The 20,246-nt window shown below is 68.7% G+C and carries 20 protein-coding genes and 2 pseudogenes; 9 read left to right on the plus strand and 13 right to left on the minus strand.

Annotated features, from left to right (window positions below; translation table 11 throughout):
• Positions 1-241 precede the first annotated feature (241 nt).
• The 7 genes and pseudogenes from OG306_RS22530 to OG306_RS22555 all read left to right on the plus strand — a co-directional run bounded on the left by OG306_RS22530 (position 242) and on the right by OG306_RS22555 (position 4,974).
• Positions 242-1,162, plus strand: a complete 921-nt coding sequence (locus OG306_RS22530) for a nitroreductase/quinone reductase family protein (RefSeq protein WP_327349463.1) — start codon at positions 242-244, stop codon at positions 1,160-1,162.
• Between the two features lie 50 nt (positions 1,163-1,212).
• Positions 1,213-1,608 carry a VOC family protein gene (locus tag OG306_RS22535; RefSeq protein WP_327349462.1) on the plus strand — a complete coding sequence of 132 codons (396 nt, stop codon included), beginning with the start codon at positions 1,213-1,215 and terminating at the stop codon, positions 1,606-1,608.
• A 109-nt stretch (positions 1,609-1,717) separates the two neighbouring features.
• Positions 1,718-1,861: pseudogene (locus tag OG306_RS40940) on the plus strand (zf-CGNR multi-domain protein); the annotation flags it as partial.
• 362 nt (positions 1,862-2,223) lie between these two features.
• Positions 2,224-2,718 (plus strand): annotated as a pseudogene (locus tag OG306_RS22540) (CGNR zinc finger domain-containing protein); the annotation flags it as partial.
• A gap of 203 nt (positions 2,719-2,921) precedes the next feature.
• Positions 2,922-3,179, plus strand: coding sequence for a hypothetical protein (locus OG306_RS22545; protein WP_266905755.1), 258 nt, complete (start codon positions 2,922-2,924; stop codon positions 3,177-3,179).
• A gap of 87 nt (positions 3,180-3,266) precedes the next feature.
• Positions 3,267-3,809, plus strand: a complete 543-nt coding sequence (locus tag OG306_RS22550) for a GNAT family N-acetyltransferase (RefSeq protein ID WP_266747905.1) — start codon at positions 3,267-3,269, stop codon at positions 3,807-3,809.
• Positions 3,810-4,113: 304 nt separating this feature from the next.
• Entirely contained in the window at positions 4,114-4,974 is an 861-nt protein-coding gene (locus OG306_RS22555) for a phosphotransferase (protein WP_266905751.1), read from the plus strand.
• A 478-nt stretch (positions 4,975-5,452) separates the two neighbouring features.
• On the opposite strand, the gene OG306_RS22560 is transcribed toward OG306_RS22555, so the two are convergent.
• The 4 genes from OG306_RS22560 to OG306_RS22575 form a co-directional block, all read right to left on the minus strand.
• The gene (locus OG306_RS22560; RefSeq protein ID WP_323183909.1) at positions 5,453-5,887 is read right to left on the minus strand and encodes a TnsA-like heteromeric transposase endonuclease subunit; all 435 of its coding nucleotides are present in this window, start codon (positions 5,885-5,887) and stop codon (positions 5,453-5,455) included.
• 152 nt (positions 5,888-6,039) lie between these two features.
• Positions 6,040-6,285 (minus strand): DUF397 domain-containing protein, encoded by a 246-nt coding sequence (locus tag OG306_RS22565; protein ID WP_266747906.1) that lies wholly within the window; start codon positions 6,283-6,285, stop codon positions 6,040-6,042.
• Complete coding sequence (locus OG306_RS22570; RefSeq protein WP_266747907.1) at positions 6,278-6,469, minus strand: DUF397 domain-containing protein; 192 nt, start codon at positions 6,467-6,469, stop codon at positions 6,278-6,280. The genes OG306_RS22565 and OG306_RS22570 overlap by 8 nt, the downstream gene beginning before the upstream one ends.
• Before the next feature lie 12 nt (positions 6,470-6,481).
• Positions 6,482-7,333, minus strand: coding sequence for a helix-turn-helix domain-containing protein (locus tag OG306_RS22575; protein ID WP_266747908.1), 852 nt, complete (start codon positions 7,331-7,333; stop codon positions 6,482-6,484).
• Between the two features lie 211 nt (positions 7,334-7,544).
• Here OG306_RS22575 and OG306_RS22580 point away from each other — a divergent pair, with 211 nt between their 5' ends.
• A complete protein-coding gene (locus OG306_RS22580) occupies positions 7,545-7,985 on the plus strand; it encodes an ATP-binding protein (protein ID WP_266747909.1) in 441 nt (146 codons plus the stop codon).
• A gap of 68 nt (positions 7,986-8,053) precedes the next feature.
• Here the strand turns inward: OG306_RS22580 and OG306_RS22585 are convergent, their stop codons facing one another.
• From OG306_RS22585 to OG306_RS22600, 4 genes are all read right to left on the minus strand, one after another.
• Complete coding sequence (locus tag OG306_RS22585) at positions 8,054-8,245, minus strand: hypothetical protein (RefSeq protein ID WP_266747910.1); 192 nt, start codon at positions 8,243-8,245, stop codon at positions 8,054-8,056.
• A gap of 93 nt (positions 8,246-8,338) precedes the next feature.
• Positions 8,339-9,892 (minus strand): FAD-dependent monooxygenase, encoded by a 1,554-nt coding sequence (locus OG306_RS22590; RefSeq protein WP_371666267.1) that lies wholly within the window; start codon positions 9,890-9,892, stop codon positions 8,339-8,341.
• A 94-nt stretch (positions 9,893-9,986) separates the two neighbouring features.
• Positions 9,987-10,973: an EamA family transporter RarD gene (rarD, locus tag OG306_RS22595; protein WP_266747912.1), complete on the minus strand. Its 987-nt coding sequence runs from the start codon at positions 10,971-10,973 to the stop codon at positions 9,987-9,989.
• A 151-nt stretch (positions 10,974-11,124) separates the two neighbouring features.
• Positions 11,125-11,997 (minus strand): SDR family oxidoreductase, encoded by an 873-nt coding sequence (locus tag OG306_RS22600; RefSeq protein ID WP_266905749.1) that lies wholly within the window; start codon positions 11,995-11,997, stop codon positions 11,125-11,127.
• A gap of 106 nt (positions 11,998-12,103) precedes the next feature.
• Here OG306_RS22600 and OG306_RS22605 point away from each other — a divergent pair, with 106 nt between their 5' ends.
• Complete coding sequence (locus OG306_RS22605; protein ID WP_371665583.1) at positions 12,104-12,523, plus strand: winged helix-turn-helix transcriptional regulator; 420 nt, start codon at positions 12,104-12,106, stop codon at positions 12,521-12,523.
• 30 nt (positions 12,524-12,553) lie between these two features.
• Here OG306_RS22605 and OG306_RS22610 read toward each other — a convergent pair whose 3' ends face one another.
• From OG306_RS22610 to OG306_RS22630, 5 genes are all read right to left on the minus strand, one after another.
• The gene (locus OG306_RS22610; RefSeq protein ID WP_266747915.1) at positions 12,554-14,509 is read right to left on the minus strand and encodes an APC family permease; all 1,956 of its coding nucleotides are present in this window, start codon (positions 14,507-14,509) and stop codon (positions 12,554-12,556) included.
• 102 nt (positions 14,510-14,611) lie between these two features.
• Entirely contained in the window at positions 14,612-15,670 is a 1,059-nt protein-coding gene (locus OG306_RS22615; RefSeq protein ID WP_266747916.1) for a 2-oxoacid:ferredoxin oxidoreductase subunit beta, read from the minus strand.
• Positions 15,663-17,618 carry a 2-oxoacid:acceptor oxidoreductase subunit alpha gene (locus tag OG306_RS22620; RefSeq protein ID WP_266905747.1) on the minus strand — a complete coding sequence of 652 codons (1,956 nt, stop codon included), beginning with the start codon at positions 17,616-17,618 and terminating at the stop codon, positions 15,663-15,665. Before OG306_RS22620 ends, OG306_RS22615 begins: the two co-directional genes overlap by 8 nt.
• A 302-nt stretch (positions 17,619-17,920) precedes the next feature.
• Entirely contained in the window at positions 17,921-18,595 is a 675-nt protein-coding gene (locus OG306_RS22625) for a response regulator transcription factor (protein WP_323183911.1), read from the minus strand.
• A gap of 183 nt (positions 18,596-18,778) precedes the next feature.
• Entirely contained in the window at positions 18,779-20,137 is a 1,359-nt protein-coding gene (locus OG306_RS22630) for a sensor histidine kinase (RefSeq protein ID WP_266905745.1), read from the minus strand.
• Positions 20,138-20,246 lie beyond the last annotated feature (109 nt).

The raw sequence follows: 20,246 nt of genomic DNA on the forward strand, positions 1-20,246 counted from the left end.
CACCCCGCATTCAAGGGGTCCGTGATGAGTTTCTGCTCCGCACCCTGCACCTGACGTAGCGACAGCGCGGCAGCCGCGCGCCCTCGTCCGCCTTTCACGCCTTCCTGTGTCGCGCATCGTCCTGCGTGCCGTTCGCACCTCGCTGTGCGAAACCGCCGCCCGGACGCGCGCCGCGATCACTCATTGCCTCAGCTCGACGCGGCTACGGCCGCGCCTGCGACCTACGGAGACACAGACCCGTATGCCCACGTCTTTCAACCAATCCGTCATCGAGGAGTTCCGCGCCGACGGAGGAAAGGTCGGCGGCCCCTTCGAGGGCGGCGACCTCCTCCTCCTGACGACCACCGGCGCGAGGTCGGGAAAGCAGACCACCACCCCTCTCGGTTACGTCCGCCACGGCGACTCGCTCCTGATCGTCGGCTCCAACCTCGGGGCCCCGACCGATCCCGACTGGTACCACAACCTGCTCGCCCACCCCGTGGTACGGGTGGAGCTCGGCACTCGTACGTTCCAGGCCCTCGCGGTCCCCGCCGAAGGGGCGCGGCGCGAGGAATTGTTCGCACACGCCGTGAAGGCGGCGCCCGGTTACGGCGATTACCAGGCCCGGACCGCCCGGCCCCTGCCGGTCGTGGTCCTGGAGCGCGCCGAGCCCGACGGCTGGGAGGCTCCCGGCGAGGTCAACAGCCTTGCCGACAAGCTCATGGAGGTCCACACCTGGCTGCGGGGCCAGTTGCGCCAGGTGAAGACGGAGGCCGACGCCCACTTCGCCGCACGGGCGGCCCACCGGGGCCATGGTGAACCACCGGCCCCGGGTCTGGGACTCCAGATCAGGCAGCGCTGCCTGGCGTTCTGCAACGCACTGGAATTCCACCACACCAGTGAGGACGCGCACCTGTTCCCCGGAATCGCCCGTTATCACCCGCACTTGACCGACACCTTCGCCCGGCTCGCCGACGAACACCGCACGGTCGCGCGTATCCAGGGCGCGTTGGTGGCGCTGCTGGCGGACATCGGCATCGCGGATCCCGAGCGGTTCCGCGCGGAGCTGGACAGGATGTCCATGGAGCTGAACGCGCATCTGGATGACGAGGAGGAGCAGATCCTGCCCCTGCTGGCCGAGGTCCCCTGGCCTCCGGCTCCTCCGGCTCCTGCGGTTCCTTGAACCGTTCCGAACCGAACCGAACCGAATGTGAATGGCTGAAAGGTCGTGTCGTGCGAGTAAGAGTCAAGGACTTCGATCACCTGGTGCTCAATGTGCAGGATGTCGAGCGCGCACTGGAGTTCTACTGCGGCCCACTCGGCCTGGAGCCGATCAAGGTGGGCGAGTGGCGGGCCGGTGAGTTCCCGTTTCCGTCGGTGCGAGTCAGCCCGAGCGTGATCATCGATCTGCTGGACCGGCCGCGTTCCGCATCGAACGTCGACCACATCTGCCTGGTCGTCGAACCGCTGGACTGGCAACAGGTCATCGACTCGGGCACCTTCACCGTGCTGGAAGGCCCGGTCGGCCGCTCCGGTGCCCGGGGCGAGGCGCAGTCGGTGTACGTCCGGGACCCGGACGGCAACACCGTGGAGCTGCGCTGGTATCCGCAGGACGTCGTGGCGGACTGAACCGCGCGGCCCGGCTCCGGGGCGGAAGCCCTGCCGATCGCACCGCAGGGTGCGGCAGGGCTCCGGCCCGGACCGTCATCCGTCATCCGTGCGCCCTCGCCCCTGCGTCCTGAGCCCGCCGCGCCGGCGTGCTGATCTCCGGGCTCGGGCCAGTCGGCGGGGCAGCCTCTACCGCTTCGATCCCGGTTCTCTATGCCTGGAGTTGCTGCCCACCGGCGGGTATGCGCGGTATGCGGCGTACGAGGTGCTGCACACCGTTTCTGGGCAGTGAGCAGGAGTGAGCCCTGTCTCACCGGTACGCCCCGAACGGTGTTGGGCGCACTGGTCCTCCGCTTTCGCATCCTGGTCGGCGACGCATATCCCGTATGCGGTCCGTCCCGGGCGGGCGGAATCCCTACGACCTGGCCATGTGGGTGTGGCCAGAGGTGACGGGGAAGCCTCGAACCATCACACCGGTGATACGGGGGTCCCGACTGCTGACGCCACACCCGGCGTCCCAGATCGCGTCACACACACTACGCACACCCCGCCAGGCACACCCACAGACCGGAACACCGTTCACTCAATCGTGCCCATGTCCGCTAAAACAAGGTGCTGGCCCAGCGGTTGTGAACCCCCGCCGACCTGGTGCGATGGGCAGGCGGGAGCCGGCTGGCGGACGGCCTGTCCGTTTCGGTGAGTGCGGAGGAGCTGCGCCGGGCGCACCAGTTGCGCGCCGCCCTCTGGAACCTGACCGCCGCCCGCGCGCACGACCGCCCCCTCGCCGCTGCCGACCTCGCCACGGTGAACGCCACGGCGGCCGAGCCCCCGCTCGTCCCTCGTGTCGACGTCGACTCCGGCCGCCTCGCATGGGCCCCGGACGCCACAGGCAACGCCCTTCTGTCGACCGTCGCCCGCGACGCGGTGGAGCTGTTCACCGGCCCGTACGCCGACCGCATCCGCGAATGCGGCTCCGACAAATACAAGTTGCTCTTCGTCGACACCTCGCGGCCGGGCAGGCGCCGTTGGTGCGCGATGGAGCACTGCGGAAACCTCCACAAGGTGCGGGCCCATCGGGCCCGGCACGCCGCGACCGATTCCTCGGCTGACCGAAACCCTCTGCGGTCTTGAGGTCTTGAGGCCCTGATGAGGTCCTGTGGTCGTTCGGCCGGGTCTCGGAGGCACCCCCACTGTGTACGAACGTGACGGTCGACCCGTGATGTGTCACGTTTTCGCGCGGGGGCGGGATTGTCGGCCGTGGGACGCATCTGCTGCGCGGCCCGCCATGAACCCCGGCGCTCAACCCTCGCACCGTTTCGTCGGCCGGTCGTGTCATGGCGGCCAACACGCGCCCGGTCCCCGATCCTCATCTGTCCGAGCCGAAGCTCGACAAGTCCGCAGCCAAGCGGCGAGCTGAAGAGCTCTCCGGTGTCAGGGCGAGCGACGACGCATTCGTCATCGTGCAGGAAGTCTCCGGTACGTGGGTACCGGTCTGGGTCGTGAACCTTATTCGTGACGGTGAAACCGAACCCTCGGGTGCGGTTGTGTACCTGGACGCTGTCACGGGCTTGGAAGTGCAGCGACAGGAGTAACTCAGCCCTGCCACAGCGGAGGTGGGCATCCACCTCTGGTCCCGCAATCGACTGACTGTGGGGTGGCAGTCCTGGCAGACTCACGGCGTGCGCGATCGGATCAAGACCCCTTCGGGGCTGCTGTTGCGCCCCTGGTGTGGGTGTGACGTGGAAGCTGTGCTCGCTGCGTTCGTGGAACCTGCCATGCGGCGTCAGGTGGTTGAGCCCATCAACTCGGTGGCGGCTGCGTCGCGTTGGCTGTCGGAGCGAGAAGAGTCGTGGTCGGCAGGCTCGGCCTTTGCGTTTGCCGTAGTCGGCACCGACGGCGTCGTGCTGGGCAACGTTCAGGTGGGATCGCTCAGCCGTCGACATGACACGGGCTGGGTCTCGTACTGGACGACGGCTTCGGCCCGTGGTCGAGGAGTGGCGTCGAGCGGATGCCGCGCTTTGGCCTCCTGGGCTTTCCAGGGGCTTGGCTTGTTCCGGCTGGAGCTGGGACACCGCGCGAACAACCCGGCCTCGTGCCGAGTCGCTCAGGCGGCAGGGTTTGCGGTGGAAGGACTTCAGCGGCAGAAGCTCGTGTACGACGGTGTTCGTTACGACGTCGAGCTTCATGCCCGTCTGTCCACCGACCCGGGGCCGCAGGTCTGACGCCGGGTGAGTTCGACCGGGTCGAGAATGGGTGGCGTCGGCAACGCCGCCTGGCTGCCGTACCGTCCAGGAAGTCTCCGAAAGCCGGGCTGTCCGAGGCCGATGCGGCCGGACCCGCGTAGTTGTCCGGCGGGCCAGGACGAGGGTGTCGAGTCCTGCGGCCACTCTGTCGGGCTGACCTGTTGCAGTGAAGGTTGAGCGATTCTCAGCGAAGGTTGAGTGATCGATCTCCGCTGAAAGTTGGCACCTGGCCACGCTGGTTGGCATCGCCCTCGCTCATCTATGCCAAGATTCGAGGGTGGATATGACCGACGTCACGCGTGCGATCGCGGCTGCGACTTCGGTCGCCGCATCGCTCGACCTGCCAGCCAACGAGGCAATCGTTCTCCACAACTCGAACAAGCTGGCACTGCGGCTGACGCCATGCGACGTCTTTGCCCGGGTCGCCCCTGTGGGACAAGAGGTTGCACAGTTCGAAGTCGATCTCGCTCAGCGGCTCACCGAGGTCGGATGCCCGGTGTGTCCCTTGGAGCCTCGGGCGGACCCGCGTGTGTACACGCGCGATGGCTTCGCAGTGACGCTGTGGACCTACTACGAGCCCGTGACACCTCACACCTCACCAGTCGACTACGCCAAGGCGCTGGAGCAGCTGCACGCCGACATGCGCAAGGTCGATGTGCCGAGCCCGAGGTTCACGGACCGGATCACGGAGGCGGAAGAAGTTGTCGCCGACCCGGATCGCTCGCCGGAGCTCACCGACGCGGACCGCGTGTTCCTCAGCGGCAGGCTAGCAAGCCTGCGACGAGCGATCGACGACCGCGGCGCCGTGGAGCAGCTGCTCCACGGCGAGCCGCATCCAGGCAATGTGCTCAGCACGAAGAACGGCTTGTTGTTCATCGACCTTGAGACGTGCTGCCGTGGACCCGTCGAGTTCGATCTCGCCCATGTTCCCGAGGCGGTCTGCGAGCACTACCCAAGCGTTGACCAAGGGCTGCTGGACGAGTGTCGGCAGCTCGTTATCGCGATGGTCGCCGCGTGGCGTTGGGAGCTTGGCGACCAGTTTCCGAATGGGAGGCGATTCGGAGAGGAATTCCTGCGCTTGCTGCGCGAGGGTCCTCCTTGGCCGACACTCGACACAGTGACCAGGCGACTGGATGGTCTGTAGAAATCGCCGAAGGTCACGTGAAAGTGGCAAGGAACCAAGCGACGAGACTGTCGCCGTTGCAACCCCATGCGCGTCGGCCTCGCTGCCGCGCTGAACCATGGCGCCGGTGCCAATAAACGTGGCAATTCATTACAGATGTCAAGAATCTTGGCCAGACGGTGCCAACTAGCGTGGCCAGGCTGTTGGGAGCCTCAGGTCACACAGCCCGATTAGTGCCAACTATCGTGGCCCGGCGCAGCTGGTCCGGTTTTTCAAGCGCCGATAGGAGCGCCTCTTGCGACAGGTGGCTGAGCACGTCAGGCGTATGCGATTGTCGCGACCCGGTTCGAGGGGGCCGGCGCATTCGGCGCATGTTGTGGGCTGCTGCCTGGGGGTGCCGAATCGCCGACGGCGGTAGGCAGTGTGGCAGCAGCGGTCCGAGCACCAGCGGCGTCGGCCAGGTCCGAGCGGAGAGTCGCAGACACCACAGGTCCGGTTCTCAGCCTTTTCGCGTCGGCGCCGGCGGTCTGCCTGTTGGCGGCAGGAATCTGAGCACCATCCGGGCGCGACCGTCGGCCAGCCGTACGAAGTAGTCAGGCGCGTGCCGTCGCTTCGCGCCGCCGTCGCGCCAGTGCAACCAGAACGGCTGGGAGGCGATCCCCACCACGTCCGGGTCGAAGTCCAAAAGGATCAGCCGGTCCCGTTCCAGCCACGACTCGTAGCCCATGTGATCGCGGGTGGTCACCGCGTAGTACCAACCGGGGAAACTGCGGCCGCCCTTGTTCCAGCGGAACCCGCGTACCGGTGGCACATCCTCGAAGCGGACGTTCCATCCGGCACCCAAAGCGGTGCGGCGGTGTTGTCTGCCGTCCAAGAAGTCCAAGTCGAAGGCGCTGAGCGCTTGATCGCCGTACGCGTGTAACGGGTCCCCCACCGTCTCCCCAGACGCCCCGGCCTCTGCGGCCACTCAACCTTCGCTGAGAGAGGTCACGGGCGCAGGAGGTGCCCCTGCGCGAACGTGACAGTCGACCCGTGGGGTGTCACGTTTTTGCGCGGGGTTGGGTCTGCGGGCCGGTGTGACGGTGATCAGTGCTGAGCGGGTGGAGTGCCCTCGGCGCTCTCGATGAAGTGGTCGAACTCGCCGGCCTGGACGCCCAGCGTGAAAGCGTCCCATTTGGTGCGGGTGGTGGTGACGATGTTGGTGGGGTCGCCGGTCTCGCGGAGGTAGACGAGTTCGTCCGGTCCGAAGGCGATCTCGATCCAGGGGCCGGGGCCCTCCTCACCCTCGGGGGCGGCGCGGACCCAGGTGAGGTCGGTGGGGATGTCAGCCATGGAGAGTGTCCTTCTTCAGGGTATGGAGGAGGGCGGCCAGGGTGGCGGGGGCGGTACGGAGCGTTGCGCCGCTCGGGTCGCCGGACTCGGTCAGGCCAATGGTGCCGCTGGGAAAGGCGCATATGTATATGCAGGCGTCTCCCTCCCCGCAGTACGACGACTTCTGCCAGATGGATGTAGGCACGGTGACGTCCTTTCACAGATCATGTGCGATACGACGGATGAAGTCCCGAGACTTCCTGGGGGTGAGTGCGACCGCGTCCATTCGGTCGAGAAGTGTCCGGTACTTCAGCAACTGGGCTTCGACATCAAGCAGTACGGATCCGTGGGACTGGTCGAGGTGCACTGTGTCGAGCTGCGGCACAGGACCGACCCCGTACGCGACCGACTGCCCAGAGCCCGGGTAGGCCCCGGCGTCGAACGGAATCACGGTTACGGTGATATGCGGGTGTTCGCCCATCGTGAGGATGTGTTCCAGCTGCTTTCGCGCCGTGCTGGAACCTCCGAACTTCATCCGGAGGGCGGCCTCGTGCACGACGGTTGAGTACGGGGTGGGCGACGTCCGGTAGATGATGTCCTGCCGCTTGATGCGGTGGGAGACGCGGTGCTCGATCTCCGGCGGTGAGAGCTCGGGCACCACCTGGCCGAATACCTCGCGCGCATGATCTGCGGTCTGAAGCAGTCCAGGAATATGGCAGGTGTACGCGGTGCGCAACGCGGTTGCATGGTGCTCGAACTCGGCCAGGTTCAGTAGCCCCCTCGGCAGAATGCTCCGGTACTGCTCCCACCAGCCGGTCGATCTGTCGCCTGCCATGGCGGCCAGCGCTTCCACGTACGCATGGTCGGTGCAGGCATAGGTGCGAGCCATTGCCCGCACGCGCTCAGCGCTTACGCCGAATCGAGCGCTCTCCACGTTACTGAGCTGTCCTGAACTGGTTCCCAGCTGCTTCGCAGCCTCGGTGGCAGTCATCCCCGCGCGCTCCCTGAGCTTGCGGAGCTCACCTGCAAGACGGGTGCGGCGGGCCGTGGCTGCTGGCCTCGCTGCCATGGAACTCCTCCTGGCTGTCGAATGTTTGGGGCGTCACTCGCACGAGGGAATCAAGATGGATTTTCTCGAAGTTTCGCAAAATATCTTTGCCGGGAGAGCCTAGTCTCCGTCTCAGGCCACCCGCCCGGAAGTACCCCGCTCGACGGAGCGGCCTCGTCACTGGGCAACCCGATACGCACCTTCCAACTTCCCTCCGTGAACGGAGACTTCCATGGTCAGTACCACGGTATCGCCGCCCTGGACGTACACCCTCCAACTTCCGCAGGATCCCCGCGCCCCCGGTGTGGCCCGTGCCACCCTTCGCACCATCCTGCGCGTGCACGGGATGCGCGAACTCACCGAGATCGCCGAGCTGTTGGCGAGTGAGCTGGTCACCAACGCCTACCTGCACTCCTCGGGGGCGTACTCCCTGCGGCTGCGCGATGCCGGGCGCAGCCGGGTCAGGCTGAGTGTCTGGGACACCAATCCGCACATCCCCGCCCCGTTCCAATGGAGCGCCGAGGCCCCGGCGGAGCTGGCCGAGCGGGGGCGGGGGCTGTACCTCGTGACCCTCTACGCGGAGAGCTGGGGCGCGTACCCCATGCGTGGCGGGCTGCCGGGGCAGGGCGGGAAGCTGCTCTGGGTGGAGTGCGCGGCAAAGGGGGAGAGGTAGGCGGGGAGAGGGCGAGCGACCCATCGGATCGCTCGCCCCAGGCAATCACGCCGGGAACTCCGGCTCGGTCAGGAGGCCGTGGACCACGGGCCGGGGAAGCGCTGCTGCGGGTACGCCTCGACGACGTGGACGGGGCGCAGGGAGGTGGGGCCGGACGGGTGGGTCCGGTCCGCGCCGGTGTCCGCGTGGTCCGTGGGCGAGGCGCCGAAGGCCAGGAAGGACAGCGTGGACAGGGCGGCGGTGGCGGTGCGCAGGAGCATGCGGGAGTTCCCGCACGCGCGCGTGAATCGGTTCATAGCATGTCAGGAAAATATGAGTGCGCGACAGTTGCGGGATTGCCCGGCGCGACGCGCTCAGAGCCGCCTGAATGCCGTATCGCTCAGGCGGTCCATGTAGGTGCCAACAGCCTGGCTGTCCGCCGCCGGTGAGATCAGTGCCACGTGGTTGTCCGGGCGGACCAGGACGAGGGTGTCGGCGCCGGGCTCGATGCCGTACGCCGTACGGGCGTGGCCCGCCTCGTCGGCCAGATCGGCGGGGCCGCCCGCGTCCACCCCGTACGCCCGCACCGCGTCGCCGTACGCCGCTTCCGTGGCCCGTAGCGTGTCCGCCGTGCCCGGGCCGAAGCCCAGCAGGGTGAAGTGCGGTCCGGCGAACGCTTCGAAGAGGCGGGTCGGTGCGCCTGTTGCGGCGTCGCGGCACGGGGCGTCCGGGGCGCGGTCGCCCGCTCGCAGACGGGGGGTGGAGCCCGCGGGAGAGAGCGAACTCCAGTGGTAGCCGCGCGTCAGGCCCGTGGTCTCGGCGGTGCCCGCCGCGTCCAGGCCGCCGCCCGGCTGCTTGATCGCTTCGAGAGTGGCCCGCAGCCGCTCGGAGGTGATGTCCAGCGTCCAGGAGGCCACCGGCAGCCGCTCCTCCTCGTACGTGTCCAGCAGGCCCGGATCCGACTGTCCGGTGACGACCCGGGCGAGCTTCCAGCCCAGGTTGAACGCGTCCTGGATCCCGGTGTTCATGCCCAGCCCGCCCGCGATGGAGTGCACATGCGCGGCGTCCCCGGCCAGCAGGACGCGGCCCACCCGGTAGCGGTCGGCCATGCGCTCGTTGACCCGGTACGTGGACAGCAGGTCGGCCCGCGTCAGATGGGTGCCCGGCAGTCCGGTGTGCCGGGCGAAGAGCCGGCGGAAGCTCTCCAGCGAGGGCGGTACGGGGGCACCCGCCCGGTCCCGCTCCGGCCCGGCCTGGAACCACCAGCCCGACGGTGTACCCGGGATCGGGCACAGCAGCACGGCACCGTCCTCGTCGAACCACTGGTGCCAGTAGTTGCGGTCGAGGCCGTCCGCCTCCACGTCGCCGCAGACCATCATCTGCTCCTCGGTCGTCTTCCCCTCGAACGGGATGCCGAGCAGCTTGCGTACCGAGCTGTGACCGCCGTCGCACCCCACCACGTACCGCGCCGCGAGGTTCCGGCCGTCGGCGAGCGTGACGGTCACCGAGTCGGGTCCTGCCGCCAACCCGGTTGCTTCCGCGTCGAGTTCCACGTGTACGCCGTACTCCGCCAGGCGGTCCCGCAGGATCTCCTCCAGCCGCCACTGGGCGATCATCCACGGCCGGTCGTACGGGGTGTCCGGCGTCGGGCGCGACGCCTCGAACGGGTCGGTGTCGGTGATCGGCAGCCCGTTGCGGTACTTCCGCATCGGCGGCGGCGTCGAGCCTGCCGCCAGCACCCTGTCCACGATTCCCAGGTCCTCCAGGACCTCCAGGGACCGGGGGTTGGGGCCCTTGGCCCGCGAGCTGCGCGGAAAATCGGGGGACTTGTCGATGATCCGTACGGCGACGGAGCGCCGGGCCAGATCGCAGGCCAGGGTCAGGCCGGTGGGGCCCGAGCCGACGATCAGTACCTGGGCGGTGGGCATGGGCATGCGGGGCTCCCCGGTCGTAGGTCCGTGGAAGCCCAGGAAAACGTAACTGGGTTAAAAAGGCAACCCGGTAACTAAGGTGGAAGTTGGGTCACCGGGTCGGGGTCGCCGTCGACGGGGGTGAGGCGGAATCCCCGGCCGGAGGTGTCTGCTGTCCCGCCAGCTGCGCCGCAACGGCCTGTGCCTGCGCCCTCGTCCGCCGTGACGTCCGGAACGCGTCCCAGGTCAGCAGGATGAGCGCCAGCCACACCAGGGCGAACCCGGCCCACCGCTCCGGCGGCATCTCCTCGTGGAAGTACAGGATGCCGAGGATGAACTGGAAGACCGGTGCCAGATACTGGAGCAGGCCCAGCGTGGAGAGCGGTACGCGGATCGCCGCCGCCCCGAACAGGATGAGCGGTATGGCCGTGACGACGCCCGCCGCGGCCAGCAGCGCCGTGTGACCGAGGCCCTCGGAGGCGAACGTCGAGTCGCCCCGCGCGCCCAGCCACAGCAGATAGCCGAGCGCCGGCACGAACAGCACGCCGGTCTCGGCGGTGAGCGACTCCAGGCCACCCATGTTGACCTTCTTCTTCACCAGGCCGTACGTCGCGAAGGAGAACGCCAGCGACAACGAGATCCACGGAGGCCGCCCGTAACCGATGGCCAGCACGAGCACCGCCGCGACACTGGTGCCGACTGCCACCCACTGCACGGGACGCAGCCGTTCGCCGAGGAACAGGACGCCCATGGCTATGGTGACCAGCGGATTGATGAAGTAGCCGAGCGAGGCCTCGACGACGTGCCCGTTGTTCACGGACCAGATGTACAGACCCCAGTTGACCGTGATCACGGCTGCCGCGACCGATATCAGGCCGAGCTTCCTCGGCTGCCGTATCAGCTCGCCGATCCAGGACCAGCGGCGCAGCACCAGCAGTGCGATGCCGACGACCCCGAGCGACCAGACCATGCGGTGGGCGAGGATCTCGATCGCGCCGGCGGGCTTCAACAGCGGCCAGAACAGGGGAACGATGCCCCACAGGCCGTATGCGCCGATACCGGACAGCAGTCCGGCCCGTTGGTCGGTCGTCCCCTTCACGGACCCGCCCCCCATGTCTGTGTCAGCTGCTCCGCGTCGACCGATCCGTCGACTGCACGACGGTAGCGCCGGAAGGACCTCATGTCATAGCCGTATCGACATACGGTCATGACATGAGGCCCCTGGGGTGCTGGAGGAGGGAGCGGCGGAGTTACGCCGTGGCCGCCGCCTCGGCCACAGCCGCGGCCACCGTCTCGGCGAGCGGCGTCGTCGGCCGGCTGATCAGCCGGGCCAGGTCACCGCTCGTGCCGGCGAGCAGCCCGCGCTCGATCGCGGCGTCCACATCGACGAGGATCGCCGCGAAACCCTCGGGCACGCCGGCGCCGACCAGGATCTCCTGGTGGACGGCGGCCGGGACGTTCTGGTGGACGATCTCCTTGCCGGTGGCCCGGGCGACCTCGGCCGCGTACTCGGCGAACGACCAGGCGGCATCGCCGCTCAGCTCGTAGACCGCGCCGAGGTGGCCCTCGCCGGTCAGTACGGCGGCCGCCGCGGCGGCGTAATCGGCACGGGTGGCGGAGGCGACCCGTCCGTCGCCCGCGTTGGCGACGACGGCGCCGTGTTCCAGGACGGGGGCGAGGTTGGCGGTGTAGTTCTCGGTGTACCAGCCATTGCGCAGGAAGGTGTGCGGCAGTCCGGCGTCGAGGATCAGCTGCTCGGTGACCTTGTGCTCGTCGGCGAGCGTGAAGTCCGCGTCGGGACCGCCCAGCACGCCCGTGTACGCGAACTGCGCGACGCCCGCCGCCTTGGCCGCGTCGATGACGGCGGTGTGCTGCGGGACGCGCCTGCCGACCTCGCTGCCGGAGATGAGCAGGACGCGGTCACCGGCCCGGAAGACGTCCTTGAGGGACTCCGGGCGGTCGTAGTCCGCGACGCGGAGCTCGACGCCGCGGGCGGCCAGCGGGGCGGCCTTCGCATCGTCGCGGACGACGGCGGCGATCTCGGTCGCGGGCACGGTGGCGAGCAACTGGTCGATGACGAGACGGCCGAGCTCTCCGGTGGCTCCGGTGACGACGATGCTCATGGGTTTCTCCTCTTTCGGTGGCGCTGGTCCTCGTTCGGGCTCTTGAACTCACCGTACGGGGTGCGCTAACCAAACGAAAGTACCCACTTTGAAGTAAGGTACTGGCATGAGCGTGAGTGACCCGGGCCTGAGCCCGAGCCCGAGCCCGAGCCCGAGCCGGAAGCCCGACGTGAACCGGCAGATGTGCCCCTCCCGGCTGGTGCTCGAACACGTCACCAGCCGCTGGGGCGTCCTGGTCCTCGCCGCGCTGCTGGAGCGCTCGTACCGCTTCAGCGAACTGCGCCGGGAGGTCGGCGGGGTCAGCGAGAAGATGCTGGCCCAGACCCTCCAGACCCTGGAACGGGACGGTTTCGTGCACCGGGACGCGAAGCCGGTGATCCCGCCCCGGGTCGACTACTCGCTCACCGGGCTGGGCCGGGAGGCCGCCGAGCAGGTGTGGGCGCTGGCCCGCTGGACGGAGCGCCGTCTGGACGCCGTGCACGCGGCGCGCCAGACGTACGACGCGCGGAAGGCGCACGACGCGTAGGGCCACCCGGAAGCAGCGGGAAGACAGCGGTCAGTCCGGCTGAGGCGCCCGCCCCTCCTCCAGCGTCCGCAGCGCCCGCGAGACGTCGAACGGCAGGATCGTCACCGCCACGTGCGGCAGTGGCGCCAGCGTCTTCGCCATCTGCTCACCCGTGCCCCGGTGCAGCAGCTTCCCGAGCACGTTGCGGTACGTGCGCCGGGGGACCAGCACCGTCAGCCAGGTGTTCCCGTCCTCCGTGGTGCGGACCGCCAGTTGCCGCATCGCATTGCGCAGCCGCCGGTCCGGGCACGCCACCAGCTCCAGGGACACGGTCGTGGCGGCCGTCGACTCCCATCGGGCGGCCAGCCGTCTGCCGTACGCCTCGTCGATCGCGAAGTGCACCGCCCGGATCTCGTCCGGACGCAGCTCATGGGCGTATCGCAGGGCCTTCAGCGTTGCCAGGTCGAGCGACTCGACGAGCACGAAGACCAGATGGCGGCGGGTCCGGGCACGGTCGGCGCCCGGAGCCGTAATGCTCTGCAGCGCGGCCGCCTCGTGCCGGTACTCGCGGTTGATCCGCGTCAGTGCCCAGACCCCGAGCGGGAAGACCACCACGACCAGCCAGGCGCCCTCGGTGAACTTGGTGACCGCGAAGATCAGCACGACGGCGGCCGAGATGAACGCGGTGAGCCCATTGACCGCGATCTTCAGCCGGCGGTGCGGCTCCCGGCGTCGCAGGTGGTACGCGGTGAGACCGGCCCCGGCCATGGTGAACGCGGTGAACACGCCGATCGCGTACAGCGCCACCAGCCTGTCCACGCTGGCGCCGGTGGCCAGGAGCAGCGCCAGCGAGACGGTGGTCAGCGAGATGATGCCGTTGGAGAACGCCAGCCGGTGCCCGCGCCGGGTCAGCACGCGCGGCAGGAACCGGTCCTCGGCGACGAAACTGGCGAGGTACGGAAAGCCGGTGAACGGGGTGTTGGCGCCGGTGTAGAGGATCAGCGCGGTCGCCAGCTGCACGAAGACGAGCCCGGCCGTACCGGCCGGCCCGCTGCCGAACGCGAGGTGGGCCTCCTGCGCGATCACGGTCGGGGTGCCGTCCTTGTACGGCACCGCGTGGGTGAAGTGCGCCAGCGTGGACACGCCCAGCACGAGGGTGCCGAGCACCGCGCTCATGGTGATGAGGGTGCGGCGGGCGTTGCGGCCCTGGGGTTCACGGAACGTGGAGATGCCGTTGGAGATCGCTTCGAGCCCGGTGAGGGACGAGCCGCCGTTGGCGAACGAGCGCAGCACGATGAAGAGGGAGGCGCCGTAGAGCCAGCCGTTGCCCGGGGTGCCGAGCGGCACGACTCCGGCGGCGTGCAGATCGGCGTGCGGCAGCTCGCCGAAGATCCCGCGCAGCGCGGCGACGAGGAGAACGAGGCCGATGGCGGCCATGAAGAGGTAGGCGGGCAGCGCGAAGGCTCGGCCCGCCTCGCGGACCCCGCGCAGGTTCCCGTACGCGAGCAGCACGATGACGGCGACGGAGACCGGGAGCTGGAGATGGTCCAGGCCGGTGAAGTTGCCGCCGACCAGATGGGCGAGCGAGATCAGGGCGTTGGTACCGGCCGAGACCTGCACGGCCACGGTGACGATGTAGTCGACGAGCAGTGCCACGGCGGCGATCTGCGCGATGTTGGGCCCGAAGTTCTCCCGGGCGACGACGTACGAACCGCCGGCCCGGGTGTAGATCATCACGACGTCGCTGTAGCAGAGCGTCAGGAGCAGCAGCACCAGCAGGATCGCGCCGGTTACGGGCATGAGCAGCGTGAAGGCGGCGACACCGACGACGGGCACCAGGACCCGGAGCATCTCCTCGGAGCCGTACGCGGTCGAACTGACGCAGTCGGAGGCGAGCACCCCGAGCGCCGTCCGGTTGTTCAGCTTCTCCTCGCTGATGCGCTCGGTGGTGAGAGCTCTGCCGAGCAGACGCCGCTTGATGCGGTAGGCGGGGCGGTCCAGGGTCATGGCCACATGGTGCGCGGTGGCCGGGCGCACCCCTGGACGCAATCGCCGGGCGGGCCGAAATTCAGCCCGTCCGGCGACAGCGGGTGGCGAGGGCGGGAACCGTCAGCCGACGACGGTCCAGTTGTCGTTGCCCGCGAGGAGCGCGGCCAGGTCGCCCTTGCCGTTCTGTTCGACGGCGGTGTCGAGCTGTTCGGCCATCTGTGTGTCGTAGACGGGCCGGTCGACGCTGCGCAGGACTCCGATGGGGGTCTGGTGGAGGGTGTCGGGGTCGGCGAGGCGGGACAGGGCGAAGGCCGTGGTGGGGCTGGCGGCGTGGGCATCGTGGACGAGGATCTGGGACTTGTTGTCGTCGGTGACGGTGACGACCGACAGATCGCCGGTGCCCGGGTCGCGCACGACGCCCTTGGAGTCGTCCGTGCCGAAGAGGATCGGCTGTCCGTGCTCCAGGCGGATGACGGCGTTCTGTGCCTGGTCCTTGTCCTTGAGGGCGTCGAAGGCGCCGTCGTTGAAGATGTTGCAGTTCTGGTAGATCTCCACCAGCGCCGTGCCGGGGTGGTCGGCCGCGGCGCGCAGGACACTGGTGAGGTGTTTGCGGTCGGAGTCGATGGTGCGGGCGACGAACGACGCCTCGGCGCCGAGGGCCAGGGAGACCGGGTTGAACGGGGCGTCGAGGGAGCCCATCGGCGTCGATTTGGTGATCTTGCCGATTTCGGAAGTGGGGGAGTACTGGCCCTTGGTGAGCCCGTAGATCCGGTTGTTGAAGAGGAGGATCTTGAGGTTCACATTGCGGCGCAGGGCGTGGATGAGATGGTTGCCGCCGATGGACAGGGCGTCGCCGTCGCCGGTGACGACCCAGACGGACAGGTCGCGGCGGGAGCTGGCGAGTCCGGTGGCGATCGCGGGGGCGCGGCCGTGGATGGAGTGCATCCCGTAGGTGTTCATGTAGTACGGGAAGCGGGAGGAGCAGCCGATGCCGGAGACGAAGACGATGTTCTCTTTGGCCAGGCCGAGTTCGGGCATGAAGCCCTGGACGGCGGCGAGGACGGCGTAGTCGCCGCAGCCGGGGCACCAGCGCACTTCCTGGTCGGACTTGAAGTCCTTCATGGACTGTTCGGCTTCGGCCTTGGGCACCAGGGTGAGAAGGGGGTTGGCGTCAGGCATCGATGGCCTCCTTCAGTGCCGCCGCGAGCTGTTCGGCCTTGAACGGCATACCGTTGACCTGGTTGTAGCTGTGTGCGTCGACGAGGTATTTGGCCCGGATGAGGGTGGCGAGCTGGCCGAGGTTCATCTCGGGCACGATCACCTTGTCGTAGTGCTTCAGTACCTCGCCGAGGTTGGCGGGGAAGGGGTTGAGGTGGCGCAGGTGGGCCTGCGCGATGGGGTGCCCGGCAGCGCGGAGGCGGCGGACGGCGGCGGTGATGGGGCCGTAGGTGGAGCCCCAGCCCAGGACCAGGGTGCTCGCCTGGTCGGGGTCGTCGACCTGGATGTCGGGGACCTCGATGCCGTCGGTCTTGGCCTGGCGGGTGCGGACCATGAAGTCGTGGTTGGCGGGGTCGTAGGAGATGTTGCCGCTGCCGTCCTGCTTCTCGATCCCGCCGATACGGTGTTCGAGACCCGGGGTGCCGGGCACGGCCCACGGCCGGGCGAGGGTCTGCGGGTCGCGCTTGTAGGGCCAGAACACCTCGGTGCCGTCGGCCAGTTCATGGTTCGGACCGGTCGCGAACCGGACCCGCAGATCCGGGAGGTCATCGACGTCGGGGATCTTCCAGGGCTCGGACCCGTTCGCGAGATACCCGTCGGAGAGGAGGAAGACCGGGGTGCGGTACGTGAGGGCGATCCGGGCGGCGTCGAGTGCGGCGTCGAAGCAGTCCGCCGGGGTCCTGGGCGCCACGATCGGGACCGGCGCCTCACCGTTGCGCCCGTACATCGCCTGGAGGAGGTCGGCCTGCTCGGTCTTGGTCGGCAGGCCCGTGGACGGGCCGCCACGCTGGATGTCGATGACGATCAGCGGCAGTTCGAGGGAGACCGCCAGCCCGATCGTCTCCGACTTCAGCGCCACCCCGGGCCCGGACGTCGTCGTCACCGCGAGCGACCCGCCGAACGCGGCCCCCAGCGCCGCCCCGATCCCCGCGATCTCGTCCTCGGCCTGGAACGTACGCACACCGAAGTTCTTGTGCCGGCTCAGCTCATGCAGAATGTCCGAAGCCGGGGTGATCGGATACGACCCCAGGTAGAGCGGCAGGTCCGCCTGCCGGGATGCGGCGATCAGCCCGTAGGACAGGGCCAGATTCCCCGAGATGTTGCGGTACGTGCCCGCGGGGAAGGCCTGCGAGGCGGGTGCCACCTCGTAGCTGACGGCGAAGTCCTCCGTCGTCTCCCCGAAATTCCACCCCGCCCTGAACGCGGCCACGTTCGCCTCCGCGATCTGCGGCTTCTTCGCGAACTTCGCCCGCAGGAACGCCTCGGTCCCCTCCGTCGGCCGGTGATACATCCAGGACAGGAGCCCCAGCGCGAACATGTTCTTCGAACGCTCGGCCTCCTTGCGCGAGAGCCCGAACTCCTTCAGTGCCTCGATCGTCAGCGTCGTCAGCGGCACCGGATGAACGCTGTAGGCCTCCAGCGACCCGTCCTCCAGCGGACTGGTCGCATAGCCGACCTTCGCCATCGGGCGCTTGGTGAACTCATCGGTGTTCACGATGATTTCACCGCCGCGCGGCACATCGCCGATGTTCGCCTTCAAGGCGGCCGGGTTCATCGCGACCAGAACATTCGGCGCGTCACCCGGGGTCAGGATGTCGTGATCGGCGAAATGCAGCTGGAACGACGAAACCCCCGGCAGGGTGCCTGCGGGGGCGCGGATCTCGGCCGGGAAGTTCGGCAGCGTGGAGAGATCGTTCCCGAACGACGCGGTCTCCGAAGTGAACCGGTCACCTGTGAGCTGCATACCGTCACCGGAGTCACCCGCGAAACGGATGATCACCCGGTCCAGACGGCGGATCTCCTTCTCGCCGGCGCCCGCATGATGGGAACGGGGGGCACGCTGTCCCCCGACGAGCGCCTCGCTGGCCTCATCGGCCTGTTCGGCTGGGCTACTGACCTGGCTGGTCACTGAACTGGACCTCCCTCGGGGCGGCTGCTCGGGACCGGCCGGCCCGCCGGCGGTCCCAAGGCCCACCCTACGTCGGTAAGGGTCGCCTTCCCTGGACCGATCATATGGTGGACGTCGTTTTGAGACGCGATTTGATACCGGTTTGTCATGTTTGGCAAGCCCCCCAGCCGTTCGATGAAGACGCTGTGCACTCATTCTTTGGTTCTAGGACTCCGGTCGGCCGCCTCGGCGGCCGACCGGAGTCCGCGACGCACACCGGCCCGAACCGGCTCCCGCCAGGTATCTGACAGGGTGTCAGCTAATTAGGAGTTCAGGTAGGTCAGCACTGCCAGGACCCGGCGGTGATCCCCGTCACTGGGGGACAGGCCCAGCTTCAGGAAGATGTTGCTGACGTGCTTCTCCACGGCGCCGTCGCTCACCACCAGCTGCTTGGCCACCGCGGAATTCGTCCGGCCCTCCGCCATCAGGCCGAGCACCTCGCGCTCGCGCGGCGTCAGCCCGGCCAGGACGTCCTGCTTACGGCTCCGGCCCAGCAGCTGGGCCACCACTTCCGGATCCAGCGCCGTGCCGCCCTGCGCCACCCGGACCACGGCGTCCACGAATTCCCGGACCTCGGCGACCCGGTCCTTCAGCAGATACCCCACGCCCCGGCTGGATCCGGCCAGCAGCTCGGTGGCGTACTGCTCCTCGACGTACTGCGAAAGAACCAGGACCCCGATTCCCGGGTAGTCCTTGCGCAGGCGGACCGCCGCCCGCACGCCCTCGTCGGTGTGGGTGGGCGGCATCCGCACGTCGGCGACCACCACATCGGGCAGCGCGTCCTGATCCGCGAGCTCGTGCACCGTCTTGATCAGCGCCTCGGCGTCCCCGACCCCGGCGACCACGTCATGCCCGAGATCGGTCAGCAGCCGGGTGAGCCCCTCCCGAAGCAGTACCGAATCCTCGGCGATGACTACCCGCACCCTGTGCTCCACCATGACGCCCTTATCCCCGCTGTTCGCTGGTCCCGCCCGTACGGCCTCCAGCATCCCAGTATCGGCAGCGCTGTGTCCCCGGCCGCCGTACCGGCTCGATTTCGAGCCAGCACCGCGGCCGGGGACGAGGGGACCTGAAGGGGCCGTGGACCTGGGGATTCCGGTCACGGCACCGGACGGACGCGCTCAGCCGCGCCACGGCAGCTCGGCCGTGATCCGCGTCGGACCGCCCTGCGGGGAATCCACGACGAGGACGCCGTCCACCGCGTCCAGCCGCTCGGTCAGCCCGGCCAGCCCGCTGCCCGACGACCCCTCGGCGCCGCCGCGGCCGTTGTCGGTGACCTGGAGCATCAGCCGGTTCGCTGTGCGCCACACATCGACCGACGCCCGGGTCGCGTGTGCGTGCTTGCTCACGTTCTGCAGCAGCTCGGAGACCGTGAAGTACGCGATCCCCTCGATGGCCTGGGCGGGCCGGGACGCCAGGTCCACCTCGACCGTCACGGGGACGGTGCAGCGGGAGGCGATGGCGGAGAGTGCGGCGTCGAGTCCGCGGTCGGTGAGGACGGCGGGGTGGATGCCGCGGGCGAGGTCGCGGAGTTCCTGGAGGGCGACCTTGACCTCGCCGTGGGCCTCGTCGACCATGCGGGCCGCGGCCTCGGGGTCGTCGGTCAGCTTCTCCTTCGCCAGGCCCAGATCCATGGCGAGGGCGACGAGCCGGGCCTGTGCGCCGTCGTGCAGGTCGCGCTCGATGCGGCGCAGGTCGGCGGCGGCCGTGTCGACGACCACCCCGCGGTCCGACTCCAGCTCCGAGACGCGCGTCGCCAGCCGGGACGGCCCGAGCAGCTCGGACACCATCACCCGGTCCACGGTCGCCAGACCACGGATGATCCACGGAGTGACGAGGACGACGACCAGGCCGCACACGCTGGTCGCAGCCAGGTCGAAGGGGGAGTCGAGGTAGACGTCATGGGTGCCGTCGCCGTACAGCTGAAGGCCGGTGACCCCCACGTACGTCGGGAAGATCCAGTGCCACAGGGGGTAGGTGAGGGCGGCCCACCCGTACGACCAGAGCGTCAGCGAAACGATGAAGGCGAAGATCGCCCACGGGAAGTGCAGCAGCGCGTAGAGCAGATGCCGCCAGGACACCCCGCTCTTCAGGACCGCGCCCACCCAGGACATCAGGCCGCCGGTCCTGCCGCGCACCGGCGCCGGGTCCGCCACGTCCAGTTTCAGCAGCCCGCGCGCCCGGGCCCGCTCCATCGCGCCGAAACCGCGGCACATGGCCAGCGCGCCGGCCAGGATCGGAACCCCGAGGAAGGTGACCAGCATGCCGATGCCCAGGGACGTAAGGGCGATCGAGAGGCTGAAGAGGACCACGCTGATCGGCAGGCTCAGCAGCAGATAGCCGAGCTCGCGCCAGATCCTGCCCTCGAAGGGCGCGCGGAGCGCGGCCGGGAAGAAGTGCTTCACCGGGGGATGATCCCCGAAGCCGGCTCCGGACCGCTGGTGGTCCTCCCGAGTGTCCGGTCTGTATGCCGTGGCCATGGGTGCTGTCCGTTTCGTCTCGGGGAGCCGGATTCTCCGCTGGTACATCAAAGGTGCCGGGCCGTGGGCCCGCGCACCATGAGGGCGGTATCCCTCTTCGACCGGGGGT

The organism is Streptomyces sp. NBC_01241, from assembly GCF_041435435.1.
Lineage (GTDB): Bacteria > Actinomycetota > Actinomycetes > Streptomycetales > Streptomycetaceae > Streptomyces.